At 61.4% G+C, this 26,337-nt stretch carries 25 protein-coding genes and 1 tRNA gene; 7 read left to right on the top strand and 19 right to left on the bottom strand.

All coding sequences use genetic code 11. The features are described 5' to 3' along the window. The first annotated feature begins 11 nt into the window (after nt 1-11). Nucleotides 12-509, top strand: a complete 498-nt coding sequence (locus B9Z50_RS10995) for a tRNA (cytidine(34)-2'-O)-methyltransferase (RefSeq protein WP_108364244.1) — start codon at nt 12-14, stop codon at nt 507-509. On the opposite strand, the gene B9Z50_RS10990 is transcribed toward B9Z50_RS10995, so the two are convergent. Beyond that, nucleotides 500-955: a MaoC family dehydratase gene (locus B9Z50_RS10990; protein ID WP_108364242.1), complete on the bottom strand. Its 456-nt coding sequence runs from the start codon at nt 953-955 to the stop codon at nt 500-502. The genes B9Z50_RS10995 and B9Z50_RS10990 overlap by 10 nt on opposite strands. A gap of 95 nt (nt 956-1,050) precedes the next feature. Between B9Z50_RS10990 and B9Z50_RS10985 the strand changes: the two genes are divergently transcribed. Beyond that, nucleotides 1,051-3,042, top strand: a complete 1,992-nt coding sequence (locus B9Z50_RS10985; RefSeq protein WP_108364240.1) for a site-specific recombinase — start codon at nt 1,051-1,053, stop codon at nt 3,040-3,042. Here B9Z50_RS10985 and B9Z50_RS10980 read toward each other — a convergent pair. Further along, nucleotides 3,031-3,669, bottom strand: coding sequence for a hypothetical protein (locus B9Z50_RS10980; RefSeq protein WP_108364414.1), 639 nt, complete (start codon nt 3,667-3,669; stop codon nt 3,031-3,033). The two genes, B9Z50_RS10985 and B9Z50_RS10980, sit on opposite strands and share 12 nt — an antisense overlap. A gap of 272 nt (nt 3,670-3,941) precedes the next feature. Between B9Z50_RS10980 and uppS the strand changes: the two genes are divergently transcribed. After that, a complete protein-coding gene (gene uppS / locus B9Z50_RS10975; RefSeq protein ID WP_233249834.1) occupies nt 3,942-4,664 on the top strand; it encodes a polyprenyl diphosphate synthase in 723 nt (240 codons plus the stop codon). 18 nt (nt 4,665-4,682) lie between these two features. Here the strand turns inward: uppS and B9Z50_RS10970 are convergent, their stop codons facing one another. Together B9Z50_RS10970 and B9Z50_RS10965 are read right to left on the bottom strand one after the other, a co-directional pair. Beyond that, a complete protein-coding gene (locus B9Z50_RS10970) occupies nt 4,683-5,219 on the bottom strand; it encodes a transcription termination/antitermination protein NusG (RefSeq protein WP_108364236.1) in 537 nt (178 codons plus the stop codon). Between the two features lie 191 nt (nt 5,220-5,410). After that, nucleotides 5,411-5,710: an H-NS histone family protein gene (locus B9Z50_RS10965; RefSeq protein ID WP_108364234.1), complete on the bottom strand. Its 300-nt coding sequence runs from the start codon at nt 5,708-5,710 to the stop codon at nt 5,411-5,413. Between the two features lie 241 nt (nt 5,711-5,951). On the opposite strand from B9Z50_RS10965, the gene B9Z50_RS10960 reads away from it, so the two are divergent. After that, complete coding sequence (locus tag B9Z50_RS10960) at nt 5,952-6,779, top strand: symmetrical bis(5'-nucleosyl)-tetraphosphatase (RefSeq protein ID WP_108364232.1); 828 nt, start codon at nt 5,952-5,954, stop codon at nt 6,777-6,779. A 15-nt stretch (nt 6,780-6,794) separates the two neighbouring features. On the opposite strand, the gene B9Z50_RS10955 is transcribed toward B9Z50_RS10960, so the two are convergent. The 4 genes from B9Z50_RS10955 to B9Z50_RS10940 form a co-directional block, all read right to left on the bottom strand. After that, nucleotides 6,795-7,433: a Smr/MutS family protein gene (locus tag B9Z50_RS10955; RefSeq protein WP_108364412.1), complete on the bottom strand. Its 639-nt coding sequence runs from the start codon at nt 7,431-7,433 to the stop codon at nt 6,795-6,797. A gap of 95 nt (nt 7,434-7,528) precedes the next feature. Continuing rightward, on the bottom strand, nt 7,529-7,933 hold the full coding sequence (locus B9Z50_RS10950) for a group II truncated hemoglobin (RefSeq protein ID WP_108364230.1): 405 nt from the start codon (nt 7,931-7,933) through the stop codon (nt 7,529-7,531). A 58-nt stretch (nt 7,934-7,991) separates the two neighbouring features. Beyond that, entirely contained in the window at nt 7,992-10,544 is a 2,553-nt protein-coding gene (locus tag B9Z50_RS10945; RefSeq protein WP_108364228.1) for an ABC transporter permease, read from the bottom strand. 112 nt (nt 10,545-10,656) lie between these two features. Then, nucleotides 10,657-10,733: transfer RNA gene (locus B9Z50_RS10940), tRNA-Met, on the bottom strand. A gap of 83 nt (nt 10,734-10,816) precedes the next feature. Here B9Z50_RS10940 and B9Z50_RS10935 point away from each other — a divergent pair. The 3 genes from B9Z50_RS10935 to B9Z50_RS10925 all read left to right on the top strand — a co-directional run bounded on the left by B9Z50_RS10935 (nt 10,817) and on the right by B9Z50_RS10925 (nt 13,487). Beyond that, entirely contained in the window at nt 10,817-11,662 is an 846-nt protein-coding gene (locus B9Z50_RS10935) for a 2-keto-4-pentenoate hydratase (RefSeq protein ID WP_108364226.1), read from the top strand. 3 nt (nt 11,663-11,665) lie between these two features. After that, nucleotides 11,666-12,661: an asparaginase gene (locus B9Z50_RS10930; RefSeq protein WP_108364224.1), complete on the top strand. Its 996-nt coding sequence runs from the start codon at nt 11,666-11,668 to the stop codon at nt 12,659-12,661. Nucleotides 12,662-12,788: 127 nt separating this feature from the next. Beyond that, nucleotides 12,789-13,487, top strand: a complete 699-nt coding sequence (locus B9Z50_RS10925) for a glutathione S-transferase family protein (RefSeq protein WP_108364222.1) — start codon at nt 12,789-12,791, stop codon at nt 13,485-13,487. A 48-nt stretch (nt 13,488-13,535) separates the two neighbouring features. On the opposite strand, the gene B9Z50_RS10920 is transcribed toward B9Z50_RS10925, so the two are convergent. The 11 genes from B9Z50_RS10920 to B9Z50_RS10870 all read right to left on the bottom strand — a co-directional run bounded on the left by B9Z50_RS10920 (nt 13,536) and on the right by B9Z50_RS10870 (nt 26,324). Next, nucleotides 13,536-14,798: a flavin-dependent oxidoreductase gene (locus tag B9Z50_RS10920; RefSeq protein WP_108364220.1), complete on the bottom strand. Its 1,263-nt coding sequence runs from the start codon at nt 14,796-14,798 to the stop codon at nt 13,536-13,538. Between the two features lie 22 nt (nt 14,799-14,820). Further along, on the bottom strand, nt 14,821-15,663 hold the full coding sequence (locus B9Z50_RS10915; RefSeq protein WP_108364218.1) for a tripartite tricarboxylate transporter substrate binding protein: 843 nt from the start codon (nt 15,661-15,663) through the stop codon (nt 14,821-14,823). A 173-nt stretch (nt 15,664-15,836) separates the two neighbouring features. Next, entirely contained in the window at nt 15,837-16,916 is a 1,080-nt protein-coding gene (locus B9Z50_RS10910) for an amidohydrolase family protein (protein ID WP_108364217.1), read from the bottom strand. After that, nucleotides 16,913-17,794: an oxaloacetate decarboxylase gene (locus B9Z50_RS10905; protein WP_108364215.1), complete on the bottom strand. Its 882-nt coding sequence runs from the start codon at nt 17,792-17,794 to the stop codon at nt 16,913-16,915. Before B9Z50_RS10905 ends, B9Z50_RS10910 begins: the two co-directional genes overlap by 4 nt. Further along, nucleotides 17,791-19,194: an FAD-dependent oxidoreductase gene (locus B9Z50_RS10900; protein WP_108364213.1), complete on the bottom strand. Its 1,404-nt coding sequence runs from the start codon at nt 19,192-19,194 to the stop codon at nt 17,791-17,793. Before B9Z50_RS10900 ends, B9Z50_RS10905 begins: the two co-directional genes overlap by 4 nt. Nucleotides 19,195-19,198: 4 nt before the next feature. Next, nucleotides 19,199-19,801 carry a cysteine hydrolase family protein gene (locus tag B9Z50_RS10895; protein WP_108364211.1) on the bottom strand — a complete coding sequence of 201 codons (603 nt, stop codon included), beginning with the start codon at nt 19,799-19,801 and terminating at the stop codon, nt 19,199-19,201. Next, on the bottom strand, nt 19,798-21,870 hold the full coding sequence (locus tag B9Z50_RS10890) for a hydantoinase/oxoprolinase family protein (RefSeq protein WP_108364209.1): 2,073 nt from the start codon (nt 21,868-21,870) through the stop codon (nt 19,798-19,800). The genes B9Z50_RS10895 and B9Z50_RS10890 overlap by 4 nt, the downstream gene beginning before the upstream one ends. After that, the gene (locus B9Z50_RS10885) at nt 21,867-23,531 is read right to left on the bottom strand and encodes a hydantoinase B/oxoprolinase family protein (protein WP_108364410.1); all 1,665 of its coding nucleotides are present in this window, start codon (nt 23,529-23,531) and stop codon (nt 21,867-21,869) included. Before B9Z50_RS10885 ends, B9Z50_RS10890 begins: the two co-directional genes overlap by 4 nt. Before the next feature lie 17 nt (nt 23,532-23,548). Then, on the bottom strand, nt 23,549-24,052 hold the full coding sequence (locus B9Z50_RS10880; protein WP_108364207.1) for a 3-isopropylmalate dehydratase: 504 nt from the start codon (nt 24,050-24,052) through the stop codon (nt 23,549-23,551). Then, entirely contained in the window at nt 24,049-25,335 is a 1,287-nt protein-coding gene (locus B9Z50_RS10875; protein ID WP_108364408.1) for a 3-isopropylmalate dehydratase large subunit, read from the bottom strand. Before B9Z50_RS10875 ends, B9Z50_RS10880 begins: the two co-directional genes overlap by 4 nt. Then, nucleotides 25,332-26,324, bottom strand: coding sequence for a tripartite tricarboxylate transporter substrate binding protein (locus B9Z50_RS10870; RefSeq protein ID WP_108364205.1), 993 nt, complete (start codon nt 26,322-26,324; stop codon nt 25,332-25,334). The genes B9Z50_RS10875 and B9Z50_RS10870 overlap by 4 nt, the downstream gene beginning before the upstream one ends. Between the last annotated feature and the right edge of the window lie 13 nt (nt 26,325-26,337).

Raw genomic sequence — 26,337 nt, 5'->3', positions numbered from 1 at the left:
CAATACAGGCCATGTTCCATATCGTCCTGGTTGAGCCCGAAATCCCGCCGAACACCGGCAACGTCATCCGCTTGGCGGCCAATACCGGCTGCACGCTGCACCTGATCGAACCCTTGGGTTTTTCGATGGACGACAAACACATGCGCCGCGCAGGCTTGGATTACCACGAGTACGCCGATCTGCGTCGCCATGCGGACTGGGCTTCATTTTTAGCCCAAGAAAAACCCGAGCCCGAGCGCATGTTCGCCCTGACCACTCGCGGCAGCCGCGCTGCCCACGGGGTGGCTTTTGCCCCAGGCGACTGGCTGGTGTTTGGCTCGGAAACACGGGGCCTGTCGCCAGAGTTGCGCGAACTGTTCGCCCCAGCCCAACGCATCAAGCTGCCCATGCGTGAAGGACAGCGGAGCCTGAACTTGTCGAACGCGGTGGCTGTGACCGTGTTCGAGGCCTGGCGACAACACGGCTTTGCCGGAGCCAGCCCAGCGCCAGGACTGCCTCCTCAGGCGTAAATACGCACCAGTGACTCGGCTGCACACACCGGTTTGTCACTGCCCTCACGCTCGACCGTCACATTCCATTGCAGCTGCAGGCCGTTGCCTTCTATAGGTGTGGCCGAATGCAAATGCAGGTGCGCCCGCAGACGACTGCCCACCGGCACCGGGGCCATGAAGCGCACCTTGTTCAGGCCGTAATTCACGCCCATGCTTTTGGCACTGATCTGAATGGTTTTGTCAAAGAACTGTGACAGCAGTGACAAGGTCAAAAAGCCGTGCGCAATCGGTGCACCAAAGGGGCCTTGCTGGGCTCGCTCCACATCCACGTGGATCCATTGGTGATCACCCGTGGCCTCAGCGAACTGATTGACCTGTTGCTGGGTGATGGTGACCCATTCGGTCGCGGCCACATCTTGGCCGACGCATGCGGCCAATTCAGCCAAATTTGCAAAAGTTTTCATGCCATAACTGTATGGACCTTATTGAACAGAGACTGTCGATGGCGCGACACGTTTTTGCGTTAAGGTCAGGGTTTTTACCCATTACCTTGAATTTCATGGCTTCCTCGCCCAACTTGTTAAACCTGACCGAACAACTGCCTCGGCTCACGCACCGGGTAGACCGGCATTTGTGGCTGAACGATGTGCTGCAATGGGTGCGCGGCGACCGCCAGTCTCCCAAGCAAGCGGCGGCTCGTTTGGGCCTGTTGGTGGATGCTTTGCTGGCCCGCCCGGAAATGACACAGGCCTGGCAAGCCTGGTGGCAGGGCTTTGTGACCGATGCAGATGCCACGCCGCTGCTGGCCGACTTGGGCTTTGCCTCACGCGCGGCCTTCATCAGCGACCTGGGTCACCGCCTGCGCATGAAACTGCTGCCCTCCACGCCCGATACACGAGACCTCGGTGCCTTGTTTTTGTTTTTAAAACCAGAGCCCTTTGACGTGCAGTGGCTTCAAGACCTGGACGAACACACCCTCAGCGGCCTGACCCGCTTGGTTTTGCCCCATGCACCCACACAAGCGCCACCGGCTTTGCAGGCCAGTTTGATGGATGCCTTGACCTATTGCGTGGGCCAAGTCAACGCCACCGGGCATTCGGCTGAAATCCGCACCCGGATGGCCAGCCGCGACGAAAACACACGGCCCTTTCACGAACTGCCCATGGCCCTGGAAACTTTTCGCCAAACGCTGCAGCGCAGTGGCCCACATAGCCCCGAATGTCAAGCCGCCGCCCAAGGACTGAAAGATCAACTCGACGAGTGTCGCCATGCCGCCTACACCGTCTATTCGCACCTGCAGGAACATGGCATCTCGGTGGGCATCGTGTTCCGCTTGCGCCAGTTGCGCCACTTGGTGATCCGCTGCAAACACCTGCTGGAGGCTTTACTCACGCATGCACCAGTACCCGCCATGCTGGCCCTGCTTGCACACCTGGCCCAAGTTAGCCACGACAGCCGCAGCATCGGCAGCCTGTGGGCAGCCAACAGCCACATGCTGGCCGAAAAAGTGGCGCAGCGCAGCGCCGAAAGCGGTGAACATTACATCACCCGTAACTTGACCGAGTACCGACGCATGCTGGGAAAAGCCTTGGGCGGCGGTGCGGTCATCGGTCTGACGACCTGGGCCAAATTCGCCATCACGGCCCTGGCCCTGTCGCCCTTTTGGGCGGGCTTGGCAGCGGGCACCAACTACGCCTTGTCGTTTGTTTTGGTGATGCTGCTGCACTGGACGGTGGCCACCAAGCAACCTGCCGTGACCGCGCCAGCGATGGCGGCCAAACTGAAACACATTGACAACGACGACGGTGTGGAAGGCTTTGTGGACGAAGTCGCCCACCTGTTTCGCTCACAGATCGCCGCCATTTTGGGCAACCTGTTGGCGGTGGTGCCTGTGGTCTTGCTCATATGCTGGGGCTTGATCCAACTGGGCCTGAACCCCTTGGCCAATGAAGCCGAAGCCCGCTACGTGCTGTCTTCCGTCAGCTTGCTCGGCCCCACAGCATTGTTTGCGGCTTTCACAGGTGTGCTTTTGTTTGCCTCCAGCATCATCGCGGGCTGGGTAGAAAACGCCTTTGTGTTGCACCGACTTGACTCGGCTCTGCGCTACCACCCCCGGCTGCGCCGCTGGATAGGGGTGCGCGGTGCTGAGCGTGTGGGCTTGTATTTGCAGCACAACATCTCGGGCCTGGCGGCCAACATTTCGCTGGGCCTGATGCTGGGGCTGGTGCCAGTGATTGCCTTGTTTTTCGGACTGGGCTTGGATGTGCGCCATGTCACCCTCGCGGCCGGTCAAATCGCAGCTGCGGCATTCACACTGGGCCTGCCGGCACTGAACACCCCTGCATTTGCTTGGGCATTGGCCGGCCTGGCCGTCATTGGCCCGCTCAACCTGGGCGTGAGTTTTTACCTGGCCTTTCGGGTGGCCTTGGCCTCACAAGGCGTCAGTGGCGTCAACCGCTACCGCATCCGACGGGCCATCGGCCAACGCCTGCGGGCTCAACCGTTGTCGTTTTTCAGGCCGCCCCAGGTTCTGCCGTCTTCAGTTCTTTGAATGCAGCGAGGCCGCAGCATCCGCCGCGGCAGCTGCTGCGGCGACCATCGCCTTGAGCTCGGTGCGCAAACGTGCCAATTCAGCGCGGTAGTTCTCGGCGTCGCCGTAATCGGCAAAGCCGTGGTAGTGCCCATGCGCTTGCATTCTGCGGCGGGCGTGTTTGATCGGGCACCAGTATTTTTCGGTCAGGGCCACCACCTCGCGGCCATAAGCCATCAGACCATTGCCATAAGAGCAATACGCGCAGTTGATTTTTTCCAGCCAATTCAAATAGGCCAGGTGCGTGCGGTCGTACACAAAATAACCTGAGCGCTTGACTCGGGGAATGCCACACAAAGGGAAACACACCCATTGGTAGAGCGTGATGAAGGCGTCGAGCAGCAGCATGGGCAGCAGCACCGGGTAAATGAAAGGGACGCACAGCACATGTCGCCAATCGGCCGTGAGCACATATCCGAGCAAACCGGCCTTGAAGCGCTTTTGCTGCGCCAGCACCTCTTTTGCAAAGCGCACCTTGCGCTCTTCAAAATCGGCCTGCCACTGCTGGCGCCGGCTTTTGGCCTCTTGCTCAATGGCCGCCTCCAGCTGCTGGATACGGTCCAGAAATTCCTGAATTTGGGGGGTCATGGGGTCTCCTTGGGTGCCAAATGCCAAATGCCAAATGTCAAATGGCAACAACACTCGACGTGCTCCCAAGCTGAATGGGCTGCTCAATTTCAGGAACTGAGGCCAAGTGGCAAGAACACCTTAACACCACACACACAAATCAACCGTTCGCCACAGCCCAGGCATCCCGTCTAGAATTTTTTGAGGTGTTGCAGCACGGTCTTGGCATTTGTCTGGCAACCATGGCTCTAGAGCCACTAAAATCTGATCTTGTTTCTAAAAGAATTACTCTTTTGCATTTGTCACCCACCACTCCCTCTCTGCCACAGCACATTGCCATCATCATGGACGGCAATCGACGCTGGGCCAAAAAGCGTTTCATGCCTGCGGCTTTGGGGCATGCAGCCGGCGCGCAGCGGGTGCGCGACATCGTCAAAACCTGCGGAGAAATCGGCATCCCGCAACTGAGCCTGTTTGCCTTCAGCACCGAAAACTGGAAACGCCCCGAAGAAGAGGTCAGCAGCCTCATGGGCTTGTTCACGACTTACCTGAAAAAGGAAATTCGGAGCATGAACACCAACGGGGTACGGCTGAAGGTACTGGGTGACACCAGCCGTTTTTCACCGGCCTTGCAAACGCTCATCGCTGATGCTCAGGCCCAAACGGCCAACAACGCGGTCATCACCTTGAACATTTGCGCCAATTACGGCGGTCGCTGGGACATGCTTCAGGCGACCAAAGCCTGGCAAAAGGCGCACCCAGACAAGTCTTTGGATACCCTCACCGAAGAAGCGCTCGCCCCCTACCTGAGCACAGCCGATGCACCGGAGGTGGATTTGCTGATCCGCACGGGCGGCGAGTCGAGGGTGAGCAACTTTTTGCTCTGGCAAGCGGCTTATGCCGAGCTGTTTTTCTGCGACGAGCTGTGGCCAGACTTCTCGCCCGACACCCTGAAACAAGCGCTGGCTTGGTTCGCTACGCGCGACCGGCGCTTTGGCTCCTCTGCCCCTTTGTGACGCTCGGGCAGGCCAGCATCAAACGCTGAGTTCAACCTGATGGTGATCCACCTGCACCACGGTGGGTCGCCCCAAAATCTCCAACAACACCGCCACCCTTTTGCTGGACACGTTGTGCACCAAACCTTCAATGGCCCCCAAAGCGGTGTGCTTGAGACGCACTTTTTGCCCCACCTTGAGTTGGTTGAGTTCCTCGATCGTGGCCTGCTCGCGCAATTGCTCAATCTGGCGTATCCGCTGGACGACATCGTCGTTCAACACCGCCGGCTCAAAACCAAAACGAACCATCGTGGTCACACCCTTGGTGCTGCGCACCACTGAAATGCTTTGTTCTGGACGTCTGGGGCGAAACAAGATGTAGCGCGGAAACATGGGCTCAAACAGCGCCACCGGGCCTTGTTCGGTTTTTTTGAATTTTTTGAACAAGGGCAAATAGACGTCAAAGCCTTGCTGCTCCAAATTCACCAAGGCCACAGATTCCTGTCTGGGCTTGGTGTAGGCCAGATACCAGCGACTCAAGCCTTGGCTTTCATTATCAACAATCTCAGAATTCAAGACGAAACCCTATCCTTATCAGGCAAACCAAATCACCCAACATTGTAGGCTGATGGATCAAACGTAAAGCACACGCCTAAAACAACTGACCCCGCAGAGGCGGGGTCAGTTGTTGATAGACAAAAGCAACAAGATATTCAGTCAAAACCAAATAATCAAATTGAATTCACCTTGAATTCAGGCCAACTGGCTCAAGCAATCACAAAAGGTGAACGGTCTTGGCCTTCAATCCACTTTGGAGCCTTGCCGCGTCCAGTCCAAGTTTGACCTGTGACAGGATCGCGGTATTTTGCGGCCACTTTGCTCACGGACTTGGTCACCGAAGTTTTGGCAGCACGGCCAGGAAAAACATCCTGAACAGTCAGGCCGTATTCAGCCACCAGTTCGCGCACCTTGGCCACGGCACTGGAGATTTCATTTTGACGTGCTTGGGCAATTTCACGCTCCAAAGCTTCACGTTTTTCCAATAATTCTTTATAAGACAAGGACATGGTTTAACCTCAATAGATAATGACAGAGCGCTAATGTACATCAAAACGGTTTTATTTGAGAATACCGGTTGATCATGACTTCAATTAGGACGCGTGAAATATCGTTGCCATTGGATCTGACGGGATATTTTTTAATCATCAACTGTCCATGAAGCGCAATGCCCCAGAAAATCTTGGTCAATCTGGCCCACAATATCCCAAACTTGGGCCCCGTGGGGGATCTGGCGAATAAAGGGTGCGTATGTCGGTTTACTGGGTTGGTGACATTCAAGGCTGTGACTCGCCCTTGGCACGTTTACTGGACGAAGTGGATTTTTCGCCCAGCCGCGACCACTTGATCGTCTTGGGAGACTTGGTCAACCGGGGCCCGGACTCTGCTGGCGTGCTGCGCCGCTTGATGGCGCTGCAAGGCAGTGTGCAGTGCCTGTTGGGCAACCATGATTTGCACGCCCTGGCCGTGGCCTGGGGCTTCAGTCGCACCAAGCGACTGGACACACTGGATGGTCTGCTGCAAGCGCCTGACCGAGAAATTTTGTTCGGCTGGCTGCGCCAGCAACACCTGGCGCTGTGGTCACACGGGGTGTTGTCGGTGCATGCAGGGGTACTGCCCAGCTGGACCTTGACGCAGACCTTGTCCTTGGCGGACGAGGTACAGGCCGTTTTGCGCGGGCCGGATTTGCCCTATTTTTTAGCCCACATGTACGGCAATGAGCCCGCCGCGTGGCGCGACGATTTGACGGGCCTAGACCGTTGGCGCGTGGTCGTCAATGCCTTGACGCGGCTGCGCTTTTGCGCGGCCGATGGCACCATGGAATTCGCCACCAAGGACAGCGCCGCGCAAGCACCAGCCGGCTTCATGCCTTGGTTTGATGTACCGGGGCGGCGCACGGCGGATACCACCGTGGCCTTTGGCCATTGGTCCACTTTGGGCTGGCAAGGCCGCAGCGACATCTGGTCTTTGGACACAGGCTGCGTATGGGGTGGTTGCCTGAGCGCCATGCGCCAGGACGAAGACGGACAGCGCGCTTTGGTTCAAGTGGCGTGCGCTCAGGCCCAAGCGCCGGGTTGAGGGCAGGCGCTGCGCTCAACCACCGGGCTTGAGCAAGACCACCAAGGCCCCCGCACCGCCCTCGGCAGGCTTGGCCTGCACGAAGGCCATGACCTGGTTTTTCTGCACCAGCCAGCTGTGCACTTTGGACTTGAGCACCGGCGTTTTGCCGGGCGAACCCAAGCCTTTGCCGTGCACCACCCGCAGGCAACGCAGTCCCTGGCGGTGCGCCAGGCGGATGAACTCCGACAAGGCCACGCGCGCTTCGTCGCTGCGCAGGCCGTGCAGATCGATCTCACGCTGAATGGACCAATCGCCTTTGCGGAGTTTGTGGATCACATCGCGCCCTATACCCGGGCGGCGAAAACTCAGAGCTTCATCGGTGTCGAGCAAGGTGCTGGCATCGAACTCGTCACTCAAGCAATCGCGCAGCACCGCCTCGTTGTCCTTTTGGCGTTGGTGCGCAATTGGCGCAGGGCTGGGGCCATCCAGCTTGACAAGGTCATGTTCAGGCAAGCGCTGCACAACACCCACGGCACGCACAAACAGGTTGCTTTCAGCTTCGCGCTGGCGCGCCGCCAGCGCTTGGGCCGCCGCCAAAGCTTGGGCTTGCGCGTGGGCCTCGGCCAACTTTTGGCGCACTTGTTTCAGGTCTTGCAGCGCATTGATTTTCATAAAGACACCTGGCTGTGCGTGGTGGGGCGTGCGCGGTGCACTGGACAAAAAAATGGAAAACTCAGGGGTGAATTCAAGCTCACAACAACCGCGCATCAAACGCCTCGGTTGCGCATCCAGTCGGCGGTCTTGAAGAAGCTGGCGTTGAGCCGCTCACGCAGCACCGGGTCCACACCCAATTCGGTCATGGCCTGGTCCATGCAGGCCAGCCACTGGTCACGCTCGAGTACACCAATCGAAAACGGCATGTGGCGCATGCGCAACCGGGGGTGGCCAAAGCGCTCGGTGTAATGCTCAGGCCCGCCCAGCCAGCCGCACAAGAACCAAAACAACTTGTCACGGGCGCCGTCCAGGCTGCTGCCGTGCGCGTCGCGCAGCGCCTTGTAGCCGGACTCCATGTCCATCAGGTCATAAAAGCGATCGGCCAGGGCGCGCACCACCGCTTCGCCACCGATCCAGGCAAAGGGCGTATCAAACGGGGGCTTGTCTTCGATGTTCATAGCAATCCATTGTGACGTGTTGCAAGTGACGTGTGGCAAAGGGCCTGACTCTGCAACATCACTGCGCCGATTGGCGCAAAGTCTGCACCACCGGCTGGCGCAACACACCAGCCAGGCTCAGGCTGCCCGCACCCCAAGCCAACAAAGCTCCGGCAAGGCCTCCGGCCAAAGGGGCCCACAAAGGCGGCTGCCAGGCGAACTCGAAGGCATAACGGGCCAACGCCCAGCCCACCACCAACGCCATGGCGCTGGCCATGAAGCCCGCCAGCCAGCCGATGCCCAGCAGCTCAGTGCGCTGCACCTGCGCCAGCAAGCTGCGGCCTGCACCCAGCGCCCGCATGATGGCGTATTCGCGCTCACGCGCCTGGCGGCTCGCACCCACTGCGGCCAGCAACACCATCAGGCCCGCAGCCAAGGTGAAGGCAAACAAAAACTCCACCGCCCGGATCACTTGGTCCATGACCCGCTGCACCTGCGCCAAGGTGCTGCGCATGTCCACGCTGGTGATGTTGGGGAAGGCGTTGACCATGGCGTTTTCAAAACCCGGCACGCCCTCGGGCGAGCGGAAAGCGGCCATGTAGGTCATGGGCAAATCGGGCATTTGCGAGACCGGGAACAGCATGAAGAAGTTGGCCCGCATCGACGCCCAATCCACCTTGCGCAAAGAGGTGACCTGCGCCTCGTGCGGTTGCCCTGCAATGTCAAAGCCCAATCGGTCACCCAGCTTGAGGCCCAAGTCTTTGGCAATGCCCTCTTCCACACTCACGCCATCGGCCTCTTCGGCCAACCAACGCCCGGCCACCAAGGGGTTGTGGTCCGGCAAAACGGCGCTGTGCGAGAGGTTGATTTCGCGGTCCAAAAAGCGCTTGCCCCGGTCGGCTTCCATGTCGTCCGCACCCAAAACGCGGCCATTGATGGCCACCAAACGGCCACGGATCATGGGGAACCAATCGGGCGACTGCACGCCTGCTTTGTTCAGGTGGGACAAAAAGGCCTCGGCTTGGTCGGGCTGCACGTTGATGATAAAGCGGTCGGGCGCATTCACCGGCGTGGCCTGTCGCCAGCTCGCGATCAGGTCGGTGCGCAGCAAGACCAGCAAAGCCAACGCCAACAAACCCACCGACAAAGCACTGACCTGCACCACGGCGAACACCGGCCGCGCCGCCACCTGCCGCGTGGCCAGGCGCAGCCAGCGCGGGGCCGACTCGTCGGGCACCGCCCGGCGCAGCACCCACAAAGCCGCCGCCGCCAAACCAGCAAACACCAAAAGCGCCACCGCAAAACCACCCACCGTGATCAGGCCCAGTGTCAGGTTGCGGCTGACCATGAGCAAAGTGACGGCAAAGCCGAGCAGGCCCATCACCAGCACCAGACCCGAGCGCACCTGCACACCGCCCAAGTCCCGGCGGATCACGCGCAGCGGTGGCACTTTGGCCAGCTGCAACACGGGCGGCAGGCCAAAGGCCACGAGCAGTGTTAAGCCCATGGCCAGACCCATCAGCGCGGGCTGCAGCGTGGCGCCGGGCAAATTGGCATCGACCAGACCCACCAGCAACTGCACAAAACCCAGGTGCACGCCATAACCGGCCAGCACCCCCAGCACACTGGCCACCAGGCCGGCTCCCAGAAATTCCAAGCCGTAACTCAAAGTGAGTGTGCGCTGGCTTTGCCCCAAAACACACAGCAAAGCACAAGCGTCGAGCTGCCGCTCGGCAAAACTGCGCGCCGCCAAGGCCACGGCCACGGCGCACAACAAGGCGGCCAACAAGGCCACCAAGTTCAAGAACTGCGAGGCACGGTCCAGGGTTTGGCGCATCTCTGGGCGACCGCTGTCCAGCGACTCGACTTTCACACCCCGCACCTCAGGCTTGTCCACCTCAGCACGCGCCCAAGGCAAAAACTGGCCCACGGCCGCATCACTGCCGGCCACCGCCATGCGCCAGCTCACCCGGCTGGCGGGCTGCACCAGGCCCGTCGAAGCCAAATCGGCCATGTTCATCATCACGCGTGGCGCAAAAGCCATGAAGCCCGCGCCCCGGTCTGGCTCGCGGGTGATGGTGGCGCCAATGCGCAAACTGCGCTCGCCCAAGCCCAGCATCTGGCCCACCTGCACATTCAGGGCTTCGAGCAAAGCTGCATCGACCCAGACCTCGCCCTCAGGTGGAATGCTGGGCGCGTTGAGGCCCGCTATCTCCAGACGACCGCGCAAGGGGTAACCGGGCTCCACAGCTTTGAGGGCCACAAGGCGGGTAGCGGGCGGGGTAGCGGCTGGCGTGTCAGGTGGGGAGACGGCATCCGGCGCGTTCATCGCCCGCGCCATGGTTGGGAAACTCACGTTGGTGTTGCTCTGCAAACCGGCCTCTTGGGCCTTTTGCACAAAGGCATCGGGCGTGCGCTGGTCGCTCACCACCACCGCGTCACCCCCCAGCAGCTGGCGCGCATCACGCCACAGGCCCGACTGCATGCGGTCGGCCAGAAAACCCACCGCCGTCAAGGCCGCCACGGCCAACGCCACCGACACCATCAACAAGCGCAACTCACCCGCGCGCAGGTCACGCCACAACTGGCGCGCACCCAGCTTCAAACCATGCATCCAAGACTGATTGTTCATGCCCTGACGATACCCGAGGGGGGAAGGTCTGGCAGGGCTGGGGGCTTGGCGAAACTAGACAAGGGACAAAAACCAAAAAGCCCGCAGTCGTGAAACTGCGGGCTTTTGAATTTGGTGGTGATAGGTGGATTTGAACCACCGACATCAGCATTATGAATGCTGCGCTCTAACCAACTGAGCTATATCACCTGAACTTTTTGACTGTGCCGTCAAGCCCGAAATTATACACAAAATTCTGTGGCAACCGGGTCAGTTGGCGTAACAATCGGCAGATGACACCGTCAAGCACATCCCCCGCCTCATCCCAGCCCTCGTCCGGCCAGACCAGCGCCCAGCAAGCCGCCCAAGTGATCTGGGCGCATTGGCTATCGGGCCAAGTCTTGAGCGCGCTGCCCGAAGCCTGCCGGCCCACGACTGCCTCACAAGGCTACGCCGCCCAAGCCCAACTGCCTGTGGTGTCCGGCCGCCAGGTGGTGGGCTGGAAAATCGCCGCCACCAGCGCCAACGGCCAAGCCCACATCAACGTGAGCGGGCCGCTGGCCGGTCGCTTGTTGTTGGGCCAAGTGTTGGAAAGCGGCGCCGCCGTGCCGTCCGCCGGCAACCGCATGCGCGTGGCCGAGCCGGAATTTGCTTTTGTGATGGCGCAAGACCTGCCGCCACAAGCCGCACCGTATACCCAGCAACAAGTCATGGCCTCTGTGGCCAGCTTGCACCCGGCCCTGGAAGTGCCCGACTCGCGGCTCGAGCCCTTTACCGCAGCGGGCGAGGCGCAACTTTTGGCCGACAACGCCTGTGCCCGCCACTTTGTGCTGGGCCCAGCCGCACCCGATGTCTGGCGCGAACTGGACCTGAGCACTTACCCGGTGCAGGCCCAGGTCCAACACGGCCAGCTACTGAAGTACACCCGCGACGGCACGGGCGGCAACGTGCTGGGCGACCCTCGTATTGCCCTGACCTGGATCGCCAACCAACTGTCGAGCCTGGGCATCACCTTGGAAAAGGGCCATGTGGTGACCACGGGCACCTGCATGGTGCCGCTGGAGTTGCAGCCGGGCGACAGCGCCAGCGCCGATTACGGACCGCTGGGCCGTGTTGAGATGATTTTTTCGGAGACTTGAACCATGACAAAACCACTTTTGGCCCTGATCGGCACCGGTGGCACCATCGCAGGCGCAGCCAGCGCCGCATCGGTCAGCACCGACTACAAACCCGCCAGCCTGAGCCTGGCCGCCGTGGTCGATACGGTGCCCGAGCTGCGTGCGCGTTACGACATCGAGGTCACTCAGCCCATGCAACTGGCCAGCTACGACGTGCGGCCCGAGCACTGGCTCGACTTGCACGCCGCCGTGATGCAGGCCGTGAAAAACCCCGCTGTGGCGGGCATTGTGGTCACACACGGCACCGACACGCTGGAAGAAACCGCCACCTTTTTGCACCTGAGCGTGGACAGCGACAAACCCATCGTGGTGGTGGGGGCCATGCGCCCGGCCACGGCCTATTCGGCCGATGGCCCTGCCAACTTGCTGGACGCCTGCAGCGTGGCCGCCTGCCCTGCAGCGCGAGGGCGCGGCACGCTGGTGGTCATGAACGGCCGCATCCACTCGGGCCTGTGGGTGGGCAAACGCCATGTGAGCAGTGTGGAGGCCTTTGACAGCCCATTGGCCGGTGCCGTGGGTGAGGTGGCCGACCAAGCCGTGCAGTGGTTCCGCGCCGCAGGGCGTGCACCCACCGTGGCTTGGCAAACGCCCAAAGCTTGGCCCCGGGTGGACATTGCCGTGGCTTATGCCGGGGTGGACGAGACCGCGATGCGTGCCTTTGTGGCCGCTGGAGCGCGGGGCATTGTGCACGCGGGTTTGGGCAACGCCAACACGCCTACGGCCTACCGCACTTTCATTCAGTCTTTGCCCGCTCAAGGTGTGCTGGTGGCCCGCTGCGCCCGCTTCATCACTGGCAGCGTGACGCGGGCCAGCGTGTACGCCGATGCCCAGCATGGCATCCTTACGGCCGGCCCCTTGCCGCCGCACAAGGTGCGCATTGTCATGTTGTTGGGCCTCGCGCACGGCATGGACGGGCCTGCGATTCAGGCTTGGATCGACCAGATTTTGTTGGCCAGTTGAAGACCCGCTTGCAATGAGGCTTGGTTTCAGAGTCGCGCACATGACCCCTGACCCGGTTCAGGGATCTGGCTTGGGCGACACTTGATCTGCCTTTTATTTGTTTTAACCCTTTGGACGGGACCATCCCATGCTCAAATTTTTCTTTAACGCTGCCCCCAACCCCATGAAGATCGCCCTGCTGCTCGAAGAGCTGGGCCTGCCTTTTGAAGCGGTGCCGGTGGATACGCGCAAAGGTGAACAATTTGCGCCCGAGTTTCTGGCCGTCAACCCCAACGCCAAAGTGCCCGCCATCACCGACGGCGACGTGACCGTGTTCGACAGCAACGCCATCTTGTTGTACCTGGCCGACCGTGAGCAAAAATTCATGCCCAGCATGGCACAAGCCAAAGAGCGTGGCGCAGCGCTGTCTTGGTTGCTCTTCATCGCCAGCGGTGTGGGCCCTTTTTCTGGCCAATCGGTGCACTTTCGCCATGCCGCGCCCGAGCCCAAAGACTACGCCCTGAACCGCTACGACTTTGAAGCCCACCGCCACTGGACCGTGTTGGAAAAGCACTTGTCGAACAACACCTACATGCTGGGTGATGCGTACAGCGTGGTGGACATGGCCCTGTGGGGCTGGGCCCGCATGTTGCCCTACGTGCTGGGCACGGGCGACGCCACTTGGACGCAATACCCCCACATCAAACGTGTGCTCGACTTGGTCAACGCACGTCCTGCAGCCCAGCGCGCCGAGGCTTTCAAGACAAAGTACACCTTCAAGACCGAGATGGACGCGGACGCCAAGAAGTTCATGTTCCCGCAAAACGAACGTTTGAACAAAGCCTGAGCGCACGCTAGCCCTTGCAGGCCAACGTTGCCCAAAGGGCTGCCCCGGTCAATCCGGGGTTTTCATTGCCTGAAGCGAAAAGCCCGCGATCTTTTTGTAGTCGTCGGAGATCTTGCGCAGCTCGTCCTGGCTGATCACATCGTCGATGTGGCGAAATGGTTGGCCCCCGGTCAATTCATCGACCTTGATGTTGATGAAGTCCGGCGGCGTGCTGCGGTTGGTCAACACCACCTGCGAGGTGATGGGCCGGCGCACCGCCTCGTAGCGCACCAGCGCATGCACCGGGTCGGTGCCTGCTGCTGCCGAAGCCGCCAATTCGTCGGCCAGGGTTCGGGCATCCACCAGCGCCTGAGCAGACCCATTGGAGCCTCGGGGATACATCGGGTGAGCTGCATCGCCCAACAGCGTGACGCGGCCAAAGGTCCACTGAGGAATCGGGTCCTTGTCCACCATGGGGTATTCCAAAATCGACTCCGCGTTGGCGATCAGCTCAGTCACATTCAACCAATCAAAAGTCCAGTCCTTGAACAAGGGCAGGACATCATCCACCCGGCCTTGGCGATTCCAGTCATTTTGGGTCAGGCCCTCCATCCGTATTTCAGCCATCCAATTGACCAACTGACGCCCACGATCGTCCACCTTGTCCACGATGGGGTAAATCACCATCTTGCCGGTTTCAATCGAGCCAATGCGCATATAGGTTTTGCCCGTCAAGATCGGATCAAAATGGGTCACGCCGCGCCAAGTACGGATGCCGGTGTAAACGACTTGCTCATCAGGGTAAAAAATCCTGCGCACAGCCGAATTGACGCCGTCGGCCGCGATCAACACCCGGCTGTGCACCACGGGCCTGGCTTGTCCAGACGGGTCATTGAACTGGATCGCCACCTGGTGTTCACCTTGCGTCACGCTCACAAAGCGATGACCGGTATGGATGCGCGAGGCGCCCAAACGTTGCACAGCCGCGTCAAACAAGATCTTGTGCAGCTTGCCGCGGTGAATGCCAATTTCGGGCACCGAATACCCGGCATGACGCCCCCTCAGCTCGCTGTAGATAAATTGGCCATGGCGGTTGAAAAATGCACTTTCGTAATTTTCAATGCCGGCCGCTTCAATCGCAGACTGCAAACCAAGCGCAGCCAACTCGCGCATGGCGTGCGGTAGCAAGGTGATGCCCACCCCCAATTCACGGACTTCGGGGACGGCCTCGAACACCTCACACGCCACACCTCTTTGGTGCAGGTGCAAGGCCAAAGCCAAGCCTCCGACGCCCCCACCCACGATGGCGATGGGACTGATTGAATCACTCATGCTGTCAACCTCCACACCCGCCTTAGTCGGCTGAAATTTGTTTAGAGCGGATCACATTGCCCCATCGTGGATAGTCTCTGGCCACGATGGCGGTCAATTCGTTGGGCGTGGAGGCCGAAGCGACCATGCCAGCCTTGCCCAAAATTTCCTGCACTTCGGTTTGACGCAAGATGGCGGCCATTTCTGTGTTCAGACGTGTGACCACGGCCGCAGGCGTCTTGCTGGGTGCAAAAAATGCGTACCAAAGATCAACATCGACACCTTTGACACCCACTTCATCAAAAGTCGGCACATCGGGTGCAACCGAGTGGCGCTTGGTGCTGCCCAGCGCCAGTGCATTCAACCGGCCGTTTTTGACGAAACCCTGTGCGATGTGCACGGGCAGGAAACCCACATTGAGTTCACCACCCAACAGGTCCTGGGTGTAGCCGGCCGAGCCACGGTAAGGCACATGCAGCATGAAAGTGTTGGACTCCAGCTTGAACAGCTCCATGGCCATGTGGTGCGGTGTGCCCACCCCTGGTGAACCAAAGCTGATCGATCCAGGCTTGGCCTTGGCCTGCTTGACCAAATCTGGCAAAGATTTGATGCCGGTTTTCGGATGCGCCACCAACATCAAGGAACCATAGGCTGCCATGGACACGGGCGCGAAATCCTTGACGGGGTCAAAAGCCACGTTCTTGTACATTTGCGATGCCATCAACATGGTGTTGGCCCCCATCAAGACGGTGTAACCGTCGGGTGCTGATTTGGCCACGGTGTCGGCACCGATTTTGCCGCTGGCACCGGGCTGGTTTTGCACCACCACAGGTTGCCCCAGTCGTTCGCTCAAACGCGGAGCAACAACCCGTGCAATGGTGTCCATGCCCGTACCCGGCGTGAACGGCACGATGATTTTGAGGGCCTGGCTGGGATAAGCACTTTATGCCAAGGCCACACCACTGACCGAGGTCATGAGGGCGGCAGTGAGTGCCAGAATTTGACGGCGGCGAATGGTGATCATGCGGTGGTCTCCTCGGTGGTTTGATGGGAATTTTTTTAAATTTGAACCGGTGCTTGGGCAGATGGAATTTTGAACAAGCGCTCTGCATTGTCTTGAAAGAACGCCTTGCGCACCTGTGGGGCCATGTCCAAGTTTTCCAGCATCGCCACTTCTTCTGGCACATATTGGTAGGGGTAGTCCATGGCATACAGCACGCGGTCAGGCCCCATGAAGTCTTGTGTGAACTTCAGCGCGGCGCCCCACGCCACACCGCTGTTGGTGATGTGGAAATTTTCACGCAGGTAATCACTGGGTTTGCGCAGGGTCGGCTGAACACTCGGGTAGCGCTTGGACTTCACAGTGGCCGCATGCATGTAATCGAGTCGGTAGGCCCAAAACGGCAAGGCCTCACCCATGTGACCCAGAATGATTTGCAACTTGGGAAAACGGTCAAACACACCAGAGGTGATCAAACGCAGCGCGTGCAAACCTGTCTCCACGCCAAAACCATAAATGGCGCCATCCAGCCCAGCTTCAATGAAGTGCTGGATCATGCTGTTGGGCATGGCATTGGGGTGCAAATAAATCGGCGTGTCCATCGCCTCGGCCGCTTCAAAAATGGGCCAAAACTTGGTGTCTGACAGGTACTCGCCCTGGGTGTGAGAGTTGATCACGACCGAGTGCATGCCCAGTTGGTTCACACCGCGCTGGATTTCTTTGGCCGCAGCGGCCGGATCCTGCGGCGCCACCGCGATCATGCCCACCAAGCGATCCGGGTAGCGACGCGTGGCGGCGGCCAACACATCGTTGGCTTCTGGCGCAAAGGCCACGGCCGTGTCCTTGTCCATGATCTGCACGCCAGGCGATGTCAAACCAATCACCTGCACGTCCAGGCCGGCTGCGTCCATGTGTTGCAGGCGCAATTCATCCAAATCCACCAAACAACGCATGATGTGCTGCGCCCGCTCACTGGGGCTGCTCATGTAAAAACCCATCAGGTGTTTGAAACCCACATCCACATCGTCTTTGGCCAGAATCCGTTTGTAGATCTCCAGCATCTCAGGTGGCGAAAACGCCTCTTCGGTGGCAATGCGACGGTAAGGTCGCTGGGGCAGCGTCAAGGGGGTGTGGCTCATGATTTGATTCCATGTTCATACCCCTGACCCAGCGCCAGCAACTGAGGGGTTTCAATGACGGCATTGAGTCCATCAAAGTCCAGCATTCTGTCTTGCCAAGGGCTGGTCGTCTGTCGCGCATGCAAACTGGCGTAATAGCCTTGCAGCGTGTGCAGCACCGCCCGCGCCGTGCCCCCCGGAAAAATCACGATCTTGAAACCACGCTCGCCCAACTCGGCCGCGCTTTGCACCGGCGTCTTGCCGCCTTCGACCATGTTGGCCAGGAGCGGCACACGCTGGGCGAATTGCGCACAAGCCCGGCTCATCTGCTCGTCCGAGCGCAGGGCTTCGATGAACAAGGCATCGACGCCACATTCCAAATAGCGTTCTGCCCGCTCCAGTGCGGCGTCCAGCCCCTCGACCGCCACCGCATCGGTGCGCGCCAGGATCAGCGTGTTCTTGTCGTTTCGTGCGTCCAAGGCTGCACGCAGCTTGCCCTGCATCTCGGCCACCGGCACCACGCCTTTGCCGTCCAGGTGGCCACAGCGTTTGGGGAAAGTCTGGTCTTCGATCTGGATCATGGCGGCCCCGGCCCGCTCAAAGTCGCGCACGGTGCGCTGGGTGTTGAGCGCATTGCCAAAGCCGGTGTCGGCGTCCACGATCACGGGAATATTCACCCTGTCGGTGATGTGGGCCAGGGTCTGCGCCACTTCGGTGGCGGTGGTCAGGCCAATGTCGGAGCGGCCGAGGCGGGTGTAGGCGATGGATGCGCCCGACAGGTACACCGCCTCAAAACCGGCTTGCTGGGCGACCAAGGCGGTGAGCGCGTCGTACACGCCGGGCGCGAGCAAGGCCTGAGGTTGTTGCAGGCGCTGTGCCAAATTGTGCAGGTGGCTCATGGTGCCGAGTCCTTCAAAAATTGTTGTGCGGTGTGCGCCGCAATGTGTCCACCCGCGATGGCGCTGAGCAAGCCATTGCCCGACAAATAGCCCCAGACCGCTTGCCCCGACACACCCCGCGCTGCGCCGCCGGCGGCCAGCAGGTTGGGCAAGGGCGTGCCATCTTGCCGCAGCACACGGGCTTGGGCGTCGATGTCCAGGCCGCCTTGGGTGTGGAACAAAGCGCCGGTGACTTTGATGGCGTGAAACGGTGCTTGCAGTGCGCGTTTGAAGCGGCGGCCCGTGGCCGGGTCGGTGCCCGTCTGCACTGCGTTCAAAGTGGCTTGCAAGTCTTCGGGTAGGCACCCGATCAGTTGCGCCAGCGCTGCCACATCGGTGGCGTGTTGCACCGCGCCGGCGCCCTGCGCCGTCACAAAATCCGGAAAGTCTTGTGCAAAGGCCAGCAGTGGATCGTCAAACACATTCCACGCCACACCACCGGGTTGTGCCAGCACATGGACCGCCGCTTCGGAATAGCCCTGGGTTTCGTCGTGAAAACGCTGGCCTTGTGCGTTGATCTGCACACCGCCTTCCATCATCAGCGCCCAGGAGATCAAAGCGCCTTGTGGCACCGCCCAGGAGCCGTGGCCTTGGTACGCGCCCAGGTCGGCCAAGCGGGCACCCAGTTGTTGGCCCCATGCGATGGCGCTGCCATCGTTACCCACATGGCCCGCATAAGTGGCCTCGGCCATCTCGGGCAGCATCTGTTTCACCATGGCCGCCGCCCCGCCAAAACCGTTACAAGCCAAGATCACCGCATCGCAGCGGATGCGCTCGGTCTGGCCATCGGGCCGCACAAAACCCACACCGCGAATGCGCTGCCCGTCGTCGGCCCAGAGCTCGTTCACCTGCGCCTGCGTGAGGACCACCACACCGGCGGCATCGGCTGCGGCTTGCAGGCGGCTCATCAAACCCGCGCCGGTTTTCTCGGGGACGGCGTGCATGCGGTGGGCGCTGTGGCCGGGGTACAAAAAGTTGTCCAGCACCTGCCAGGGCAGGCCGTGGTGAATCGCCAAGGCGTCGAGCGCCGGGCCGATGTGCTGGGCATAGGCCTGCACCAGGTCCGGCGCGGCCAGGCCATGGGCTTTTGCCTGAATGTCGGCGGCGAACAAGTCCACACTGTCGGTGATGCCCTGGGCCTGCTGCGCCTGCGTGCCAGGTGCCGGAATGAAACCCGACGACAAGGCCGTGGAGCCTGCGGCAAAGGCATCGCGCTCCAGCACGACACAATCCACGCCCAAGCGGGTCAAGGCCAGCGCGGCCGTGAGGCCACAAGCGCCAGCGCCCACGATGACCACCGGCGTGTGGTCCTCGGCTTGCAATGCGTGGGCAGGGCAAACCAGCGGCAGTGGCGCGCTCATGGTGTCAGCCCAGTTGTTTCAAAAAGGTGGCGCTGTCCATGACCTCAGCGACCGAACCCATGTCGGCCAGCGCAGCCTGGTGCGCGGCTTCACTGAAGGCGGCGCAACCGTCCGACAACACAATGGCGTGGTAGTCGCGCACATGCGCATCGCGCACCGTGCTGGCCACGCCGCCGTTGGTGACGATGCCGCACACCACCAGGGTGTCGATGCCCGATTTTTTGAGCACCCAGTCGAGCTGTGTGTTGAAGAAGGCCGAATACGCCACCTTGAACACTGACACATCGACCAACGGCGCGAGCAAGTCCACATTGGCCTGGCCTCGGCTGCCCGGTGCAAAGTCACCTTGGCGCAAAAACGGGCGGCGCTCTTTCAGGTGCGCAGAGATCATGGGCTCGCCCTGCGCGTTGGGCCACAGGGTGAACAAACTGGCCGTGACCAAGCCGCCATGGGCTTTGATGGCACGTGCCACAGGGGCCATGCGCTCGGGCAGCTTCACCGCCTCAGCGCTCAGTGTGTTGCCCCGGGCATACGCACCATCGGGGGCCAAAAAATCGTTTTGCAGGTCCACAATGACCATGCCCAGTTTGGCTGTCTTCAGGTTCATGCGGTGCGCTCCACCAAGAGGTTGCCGAGTTTGTCGACCCGACCTTCAAAGCCGGGTTCCAGCCACACGGTCGTGTCGGGCTGCTCCAAAATCGCCGGGCCTTGCACCACGGTGCCCACGGGCAGGCTCAAGCGCTCATAGCGCTGCGCCGTCCACCACTGGCCTTGGTGGTACACGGGCTGCTCGCCCACCGGGGCGGTGCGGCCTTCGCCTTGCGGCGCCAGCACCGCCAGGTCGAACTTGGGACGCCGCCCGATGCGGGCATAACGCAGGTTCATCACGCGGATCACCGGGCCTTGCAGCACACGGCCAAAGGCGTGCTGGTAAGCCGCTTCAAACGCGGCGAGCACACCTGCCGCATTCAATTGCTCGCGCTTGACGGGCACTTGCAGCGTGTGGGTCTGGCCCATGTAGAGCATGTCAAAGCTGATGACCTCGTCCACGCGCACGAAGTTCACACCGGCTGAATCGAGGCGCACCTGGCAAGCCTCGGCCAGGCCATCCACGCGCTGCAGCAACTCCGGCCAAGCCACGTCGGCCAAGGCCACGTTCAAGGTTTGCACCGCGTCGTGGCGCATGTCGGCCATCACGCAACCCAGCGCCGACGTGACGCCCGGGTAACGCGGCACGATGCCGGTGGTCACGCCCACCTCGCGCATCATGGCGCACACATGCAAGCCGCCGCCGCCGCCAAACGGCATGTAGGCGAACTGTCGCGGGTCGTGGCCACGCTCGATCGACACCACACGGATCGCGCCGGCCATGCGGGCATTGGCCACGGTCAAAATCGCTTCGGCCGCAGCCAGCGCCGTCAAACCCAAAGGCTCGGCCACATGCTGGGCAATGGCTTGTTCGGACAGGCCCGAATCCAACTTTTGCAGCAGGCCGCCACCCAAAGGCCGGTCGGCCGCGATGCGACCCAAGAGCACATTGGCATCGGTCACGGTGGGGCGGGTGTTGCCGCGCCCGTAGCAGGCCGGACCGGGAATGCTGCCCGCCGACTCGGGGCCCACTTGCAGCATGCCGCCTGCATCGACCGAGGCGATCGAGCCGCCACCGGCGCCGATGGTCTCGATCTGGATCATGGGCGAGCGCACCACCAAACCAAACTCGATGGACGTTTGCGCGGCCAGCGCCGCTTCGCCCCCGGCCACCAGCGACACGTCAAACGAAGTGCCGCCGATGTCACCCGTGATGACGTTCTCAAAACCCGAAGCACGCGCAATCTCGGCGCAAGCCATGACGCCTGCCGCCGGGCCAGACAGCGCGGTGCGCACCGGCACATCACAAGCCGTCTGGCGCGACATCACGCCGCCATTGCTTTGCACAATCAGCAACTCACCGCCAAAACCCTGGGCGCGCAAGTCACCATCGAGGCGCTGCAAATAGCTGCCGACCACGGGCTGCAAAGCGGCGTTGAGGGTCGCCGTGGAGCAACGCTCGAATTCACGAATCTCGGGCAGCACTTCGCTGGCCGCCGTCACATAGCTGTTGGGCCAAATATCGCGCACGGCCGCCACAGCGGCTTGTTCGTTGCCGGGGTTGGCATAGGCGTGCACAAAGAACACACACACGGCCTCGCAGCCTTCGGCCAGCAGGGCACGCGCTTGTTCGCGCACCTGGTCCAAATTCACAGGCGTGTGCAACTGCCCATCGGCCAGTACACGCTCGTCCACTTCCAGACGCCAGGCACGCGGCACCACCGGGGTGTAGCTGCCGCGCAGGCCCCAAGTTTGTGGACGGTCGCGGCGGCGCATCTCCAACACATCGCGAAAACCCCGTGTGGTGATGATGCCGGTGCGGGCGATCTTGCGTTCCAGCAAGGCGTTGGTGCCCACCGTGGTGCCGTGCACGATGGTGGCAATGTCTTTGGCACCTTCAGCGCCAGTGGTGCCCGTGACTTTGGCGATGCCGTTCATGAAGCCCCGGGCTTCTTCGCCCCGGGTTGAGGGCACTTTGACAATACGGGCCTGGCCGGTTTTTTCATCCAGCACAAACAGGTCGGTAAACGTACCGCCCACGTCCACTCCCACCACCCAATGCGGCTGATTCACTGCTGCCTCGCTCATGCTTGTTCCTTGGTGTAACCGAGTGCGCTGTCCTTGGCACGGTCTTGTGCCGAGCGCTCAGCGGGCGATCCCCAGCCCCCGCCACCTGGGGTTTGCAGGCGCACGCGGTCGCCTTTTTTGAGGTGAATGCCCAGCATCTTGGAGACCATGGGCGGGGTTTTCCACTCGCCGTTCTGGCAGTACTCGAACACATTGGGCAATGCGGGCTGGCCGCCGTGGATGCCTTTGGGTGCCGACTTGCCGCGCTCGCCAAAAATGAAGGCCTCAGCACTGTCTTCGAGCAACTCGATCTCGTAAATTGCCCCCAAGCCACCCCGGTGCTGGCCATCGCCGCCCGAGCCGGGGCGCAAGGCCCACTGCGTGAAGCGCACCGGATAGGCCGCTTCCAGGATTTCCATGGGCGGGATGGTGGCGGTGGAGATCGGCGCGTTGCCGTGCGACAAACCGTCGCCATCGGAATGGCCGCCATGCCCGCCGCCAAAAAAGCTGAACATCACCCAGCGCTGGCCCTTGCGTTTGTCATCCGTGCGGTGGCCCGCGATCGACAAGGCGTTGATGGTGCCGTAGGCATGGGCCACGGCCCGCTGCGGATCGGCCAAGGCCGTGGCACTGAAGATCACGTCGATCATGCGCAAAATGGTTTCGGTGTAACCACCCACCGGACGTGGCCGCGAGGCGCTGATGACCAGGCCATCGGGGATCACAAAGTCCACCGCATCCAGCACGCCCGCGTTGGCCGGCACATCGGGGAAGACATGCTTCAAAGCCACATAACAAGCGGCCACCGCCGTGGCACGCGAGATGTTCACCGGCCCGGCGCATTGCGCCGAGGTGCGAGAAAAGTCGAGTGTCAACCGGTCACCGGCCACCGTCATGTCGAGCGCAATGGTGAGCAGCTCGTCTTTCACGCCGTCGTTGTCCAGCACGTCTTCAAAGCTGTAGCGGCCGTCGGGCAGGCTGGCGATGTGCGAGCGCATCAAGCGCACGGCGCGCGTGCGCAGCTCCACCAGGGCCTGGGCCACTTTGGCATCGCCGTATTCGTCCAGCAAGCCGTCCAAACGGCGTGCGCCCAGTTCGAGCGCGGCCAGCTGGCCGTTCAGGTCGCCCCACAGGCTGTCGGGCAAGCGGGTGTTGGCGCGCAAGATGGCCAACACGTCGTCGTCGAGCACACCGCCGCGCAAGATGCGCACTGGCGGGATCTGCACCGCTTCTTGCCAGCATTCGGTCGCCGCTGGGTTGTAGTTGCCCGGCACCGCGCCCCCCACGTCATGCCAGTGCGCGGCCGATGCGAGGAAGCAATACAGCTGCCCATTGCGAAAGCAGGGTTTGACCAGCTTGAAGTCGTTGGCGTGCGTCCCGCCTTCATACGGGTCGTTGAACAACCACACATCGCCCGGCTGCATGCCGCCGCGCTCGGCCGCCACACGCATGGCCGCGCGCACCGCAAACGCCATGGCCCCCACAAACACCGGCAAACCCGACTTGCCCTGGATCAGGGTGTCGCCGGTGAGGGCGTCGTACAGGCCGTGGCACGCGTCATGCGCCTCGGCAATGATGGGGTTGAAGGCGCTGCGGTACAGCGTCGCGTCCATCTCGTCGGCGATTTGCTCCAAGCGGCCGCGCAGCACGGCCAAGGTCACGGGGTCCATGACAGGATCCATCACAGCTTCAATCGGGTTCATGCGGGCTTTCTTTGTTTGAGTAAGGGCAGCAAGCCCCCTGCATCGACCATGTCCATCAAAAATTCTGGAATCGGGGCGCAAGCCAAGCGCTGGCCGTTGGCGCGAATCACCACCGGGATGTCGCCTTCAAACGTCACGCCCACACGCTCGCCCTCTTCGATTTGGTTGGCGTCTGGGCAGGTCAAAAGCAACAAACCCAGATTGAAGGCATTGCGGAAATACAGGCCGCTGTAGGACGGTGCAATGACCGCCGCCAGCCCCAAGTGCCTCAGCACACCAGCCGCCTGCTCGCGAGATGACCCGATGCCAAAGTTGGCCCCGGCCACGATCACATCGCCCTCACGCACACCGGATGCGAAGTCACTGCGCACCGCCTCCAGGCAATGCCAGCCGATCACTTCCAGGCCATGCTTCATGTAAGCGCCGGGGGCCAGGGCATCGGTGTCCACATCGACACCCAAACGCCAAACCCGTGCGTTTTGAAATGCGCGCTTCGTCATGCCAGCACCTCGCGTGCATCGCTGATGCGCCCGCGCAAGGCAGAGGCTGCCACGGTGTAGGGCGAGGCCAAATACACGTTCACGCTGGCGGGGCCCATGCGGCCTTTGAAGTTGCGGGCGGTGGTGGAGATCACGGTGGAGCCTTCAGGGAAAGTCGCGCCGTAGCCCGCGCATGCGCCGCAGCTGTTGGGCAGCACCGTGGCCCCGGCGTCCAGCAGGGTTTGCATCACACCTTCTTGTGTGGCCTGCGCTTGTTCGCGGGCGCTGGCGGGTGCGACCATGAGCTGCACACCTGCGGCGACCCGCTGACCTTGGAGCACCGAAGCCGCAGCCCGCAGGTCTTCGAGCTTCGCACCGGTGCAAGCGCCAATGTAGGCAATGTTGGGCAGCACATCGGCAAACTCGGCCACATCCCGCGTGTTGGCCGGGCTGTGCGGCGCAGCCACTTGGGGGCTGAGGGTGCTGGCGTCAAAATCCTGCTGCTCGTAGTCAGCATCCGTGTCGGTGAACCATTGCTCGGCCCCGGCCAAATGTTCGGGTGCCACGCCAATGCCACGCAGATGACTCAAGGTGGTCTCGTCCGCAGCGATCAGGCCCGCTTGCGCCCCCATCTCGGCGCTCATGTTGGACAGCGTCATACGCTCGGCCATGGACAAGGCTTGCACCGCAGGCCCAGCAAACTCCACCGCCTGGTACTGGCCACCGTTCATGCCAAAACGCCCCACCATGTGCAGCATCATGTCCTTGGCCGACACCCCCGCCTGCAAACGGCCTGACCAATGCATGCGCAAGGTGCGCGGCACCTGTACCCAAATTTGTCCCGTGACGCAAACGCCCAGCATCTCGGTTGCACCGATGCCGAACATGTAGCAGCCAAACGCGCCGCCTGTGGGCGAATGGGAGTCTCCGCCCACACAAAACATGCCGGGCTTCAAGTGGCCGCGTTCGGGCAGCACCACATGGCAAATGCCCTCGCTGTCGATCACATGCGGCAGCTTCCATTGTTTGGCCGTGTCGCGCGCGATTTGCACGATCTGCTGCGCGTCCGCGTCTTGCGCGGGCACGTAGTGGTCGAGCACCAGCACCACCTTTTTTTTGTCCCAAATCTCGGCACCTAATTCGTCGAGCATGGGTTTCAAGCGGCGTGGGCCCGATGAGTCGTGGAACATGGCCAGGTCCACATTACAGGTGACCACCTCACCCACGGCCACATGGCTGCGCCCTGCTGCGCGTGCGATGAGCTTTTGGGCCAATGTTTGTGGCCGTGAAGGGCTTGTGCTCATTCGGCTTTGGCTCCCGCGTACTGCACCACCGCGCGCCAACGCACGATTTCGCTGTCCACAAATCGTGCAAATTCTTCTGGGCTGTTGCCCACCGCCGTGGCCCCTTCGCTTTCGATGCGGCGCTTGACATCAGGCGACAACACCGCCGCGCGTGCCGCATCCGACAGGCGCTTGCTCAGTTCAGGGCTCATGCGTCCCGGGCCGAACAATCCAAACCACGCGCTCGACTCGTAACCGGGCAAGCTATCGTTAATGGTGGGCACATCCGGAAATGCGGGCAGGCGCTTGGCGCTGGTCACGCCTAGGGCCTTGAGCTTGCCTGCCTTGATGTGTGTTTGCACGTTGCCAATGGCGGCGAACATCAACTCGACTTGCCCGGCCAGCACGTCCTGCACCGCAGGCGCTGTGCCCCGGTAAGGGATGTTGACGATGTACACGCCCGACTGCATCTTGAAGGCGTCACCCGCCATGTGCAGGGACGAGCCCAAAGCGCCAATCGCAAAGTTGAGCTGCCCCGGTTTGGACTTGGCCAACGTGATCAATTCCTTGACGTTGCTGGCAGGCACTTTGGGGTGCGCCACCAGGATCGACGGCGAAGTCGACACCATGGTCAGCGGCGTGAAGTCTTTCACCGGGTCAAACGGCAATTTGGGATAAAGAGAGGCATTGATGGCATGGCTGGTGAAGCTCATGAGCAACGTGTTGCCATCGGGCGCGGCCTTGGCCACGGCGTCAGCCGCCAGGTTGCCGCCCGCGCCGGGTTTGTTCTCGACCACCACCGTGCGGCCCAGTTGCGTGCCCAAAACCGTGGCCAGTGTGCGGGCCATGGTGTCGGTGGTGCCGCCTGCGGGGGCACCCACCAAAATTTTGATGGGCGGCTGTGTTTGAGCCTGTGCCCAGCCGGTGGCGCCCACACAGGCCAAGGCTGCGCTCAGCACCCAGGCACGGCGTGAAGAGGTGGAACGTTGCGAAATGGATGCTGGTGTCATGTGGCTGTCCTCC

Origin of the sequence: Limnohabitans sp. Bal53, assembly GCF_003063355.1 — a bacterium.
In the GTDB taxonomy this organism is placed as follows: Bacteria; Pseudomonadota; Gammaproteobacteria; order Burkholderiales; family Burkholderiaceae_C; genus Limnohabitans_A.
Note: the sequence above shows the minus strand (reverse complement) of the source record. Positions and strands in the feature narration are given on the sequence as shown.